Source organism: Streptomyces mesophilus (genome assembly GCF_011044995.1).
Lineage (GTDB): Bacteria > Actinomycetota > Actinomycetes > Streptomycetales > Streptomycetaceae > Streptomyces > Streptomyces mesophilus.
The window spans coordinates 1-3,164 of the sequence record NZ_JAAKZW010000409.1 but is presented as its reverse complement, the minus strand read 5'-3'; the positions used below and the strand labels follow the sequence as shown (position 1 = coordinate 3,164).

At 70.3% G+C, this 3,164-nt stretch carries 2 protein-coding genes; both read left to right on the top strand.

Annotation, left to right across the window (positions count from 1 at the left end):
• Positions 1-2,034 (top strand): acyl-CoA dehydrogenase (locus G6045_RS40010; RefSeq protein WP_165337160.1); only part of this gene is annotated, 2,034 nt, incomplete at its 5' end.
• A gap of 14 nt (positions 2,035-2,048) precedes the next feature.
• The coding region (locus G6045_RS40005; protein ID WP_165337159.1) for a thiolase C-terminal domain-containing protein at positions 2,049-3,164 on the top strand (1,116 nt) is incomplete at its 3' end.

Genomic DNA, 3,164 nt, shown 5'->3' with positions numbered 1-3,164 from the left:
CCCGTACTCCTCCGGCAGATGCACTCCGAGCAGGGGCTGCTCGGAGTGCATCTGCCGGAGGAGTACGGGGGCGGGGGCGGCGATCTCGTCGATCTGGCCGTCGTCGTGGAGGAGGCCGCCAGGGGCGCGCTGCCCGGGCCTTTCCTCGCCAACTCCCTTGCCTCGGCGGTGCTGGAGCGTGCCGGTGAGCGCGAGCTGACGGCCGCGCTGGCCGGGGGTGAGCGGATCGGGGCGGTCGCGCTGACGGCCGGGACCCTCACCTTCGTACGGGACGGCGACGGGTATCTGCTCGACGGCGAGGCGCCGCCCGTGCTCAGCGGGGGCGAGGCGGATCTGGTGCTGCTGGCCGCGCAGGGCGCGGAGGGTGTGCGGTGGTTCGCCGTGGACGCCGCCGATCTCGTCGTACGGCCGCAGGAGAGCGCCGATCCGACGCGGCCGACCGCAGAGGTCAGGGCCGCGGGGGCGCGGGGCCGGCTGATCGGCGCGGACTCCGGGGTCGTACGGGATCTCGCGGCGGTGGTGTTCGCGGCCGACGCGTGCGGGACCGCGGCGTGGGCGCTTTCGACGGCGGCCGAGTACGCCAAGGTGCGTGAGCAGTTCGGGCGGCCGATCGGGCAGTTCCAGGGGATCAAGCATCTGTGCGCCGACATGCTGGTGCGGGTCGAGCAGGCCCGGGCGCTGGTGTGGGACGCGGCGCGGGCGGCCGGTGAAGAGGCCGCGGACGTACGGGAGTTGGCGGGCGCGCTGGCCGTGTCCGTCGCGCTCGATGCCGCGTACGCGTGCGCCAAGGACTGTATTCAGGTGCTCGGCGGCATCGGGTTCACCTGGGAGCACGACGCCCATCTGTATCTGCGGCGGGCGTTGGTCGCGCGGCAGCTGTTCGGCGCGGGGGACGCGCACCGGCTGCGGGCCGTACGGCTCGCGGAGGGCGGGGCGAGGCGGGAGCTGCGGCTCGAACTCCCGGCTGAGGCACAGGAGTTCAGGGCGGCGGCCCGTGAAGTCATCGATCCCGTACGCGGTCTCGATCCGAAGGCTGTACGGCGGGAGCTTGCGCCGACCGGCTATACGGCGCCGTATCTGCCGAAGCCCTACGGCCTCGGGGCCGGGCCCGTGCAGCAGCTCGCCGTACAGCAGGAGCTCAAGGCCGCCGGGGTGAAGGTGGCCGATCTGGGGATCGCGACCTGGGTGGTGCCCTCGCTGATCGCGTACGGAACGCAGGAGCAGCAGGACCGCTACCTCGCACCGACGCTGCGCGGCGACCTCCTGTGGTGCCAGCTGTTCAGCGAGCCCGGCGCCGGCTCCGATCTCGCCTCGCTCAGGACCAGGGCCGAGCGGGTGGACGAGGGCTGGAAGGTCAACGGGCAGAAGGTGTGGACGAGTTCGGCGCAGTGGGCGGACTACGGGATCCTGCTCGCCCGGACGAATCCGGAGGCTCCCAAGCACAAGGGGCTCACGTACTTCGTCATCGACATGAAGAACACCCCGGGCATCGATATCCGGCCGCTGAAGGAGATCACCGGGGAGGCCATGTTCAACGAGGTCTACTTCGACGATGTGGTGCTGCCGCCGGACGCGGTGGTCGGGGAGATCGACGGCGGCTGGAAGGTCGCGCGCAACACGCTCGGCAACGAGCGGGTGCACATGGCCGACCAGATGACCTTCGACACCGGTCTCGAGAAGCTCATCGCCCGGGCCGCCGACCTCGACAACGCGACCCGGGCGCGGATCGGCGCTCTCGCGGCCGAGGCGCACGCGCTCGCCTGCATCGGGCTGCGGACCACGCTGCAGCAGGTGTCGGGGCTCGAACCCGGCGCGGGAGCCTCCATACGCAAGCTCGTCCAGACTCCTCACCAGCAGAAAGTCGCCGAGCTCGGGCTCGAACTGCTCGGCCCGGCAGGCGCGTTGCGCGAAGGTCCGGGCGAACGGGCCGTCCACTCCTTCCTCATGTCCCGCTGTCTGACCATTGCGGGCGGCACCACCCAGGTCCAGCTCAATGTCGTCGCCGAGCGCATTCTCGGCCTGCCCAGGGACTGAAAGGCCACACCAAGATGAAGACGTACATCGTCGGCGTAGGCATGACGAAGTTCGAGAAGCCCGAGAGCCGGGACTGGCAGTACTGGGACATGGCCAAGGAGGCCGGTACCAAGGCCCTCGAGGACGCCGGGATCTCGTACGACCTCGTCGAGCAGGTCCCGGTCGGCTACTGCTTCCAGGCCTCCACGGCCGGGCAGCGGGCCGCGTACGAGATAGGGCTCTCCGGCGTCCCGGTCTACAACGTCAACAACAACTGCGCGACCGCGTCGACCGCGCTGATGATGGCCCGGCAGTTCGTGGCCGGCGGGCTCAACGACTGTGTGCTCGCACTCGGCTTCGAGAAGATGAAGAAGGGCGCGCTGGGTGGGGGTGCCGATGGCGGTGACTTCAAGACCTCGCCCGTCGCACGCCACTACGGGATCATGGCCGCCAAGCACGGCTTCGAGATGTCCCCGCCCACGGCGCAGATCTTCGGCGACGCGGCACGTGAGCACATGGAGCTGTACGGGACGACCGAGGCGCAGCTCGCGGCGGTCGGCGCCAAGAACCACAAGCACTCGGCGAACAATCCGTATGCCCAGTTCCAGGACGTCTACACCGTCGACGAGATCCTCGCCGCCAAGACCATCCACCGCCCGCTGACCAAGCTCCAGTGCTCGCCCACCTCGGACGGGTCCGCGGCGGCCGTAGTCGTCTCGGAGCGGTTCGTCGAGCGGCACGGTCTGGAGGACCGGGCCGTCGAGATCGTCGCGCAGAGCATGACGACGGACACCGAGGAGTCCTTCGCGTCCGGCTCGTGCATCGACGTCGTGGGCAAGCCGATGTCGGCTGCGGCCGGTCGCCAGGTCTTCGAGCAGGCCGGGCTCGGCATCGAGGACGTCGACGTGATCGAGCTGCACGACTGCTTCTCGATCAACGAGCTTCTGACGTACGAGGCGCTCGGGATGTGCGCGGACGGGGAGTCCGGAAAGCTCGTCGAGTCGGGCGCGACGACGTACGGCGGCAAGTGGGTCGTGAACCCCTCGGGCGGCCTGATCTCCAAGGGCCACCCACTGGGCGCGACCGGCCTCGCCCAGGTCGCCGAGCTGTCGTGGCAGCTTCGGGGGCAGGCCGGGGCGCGGCAGGTGGAG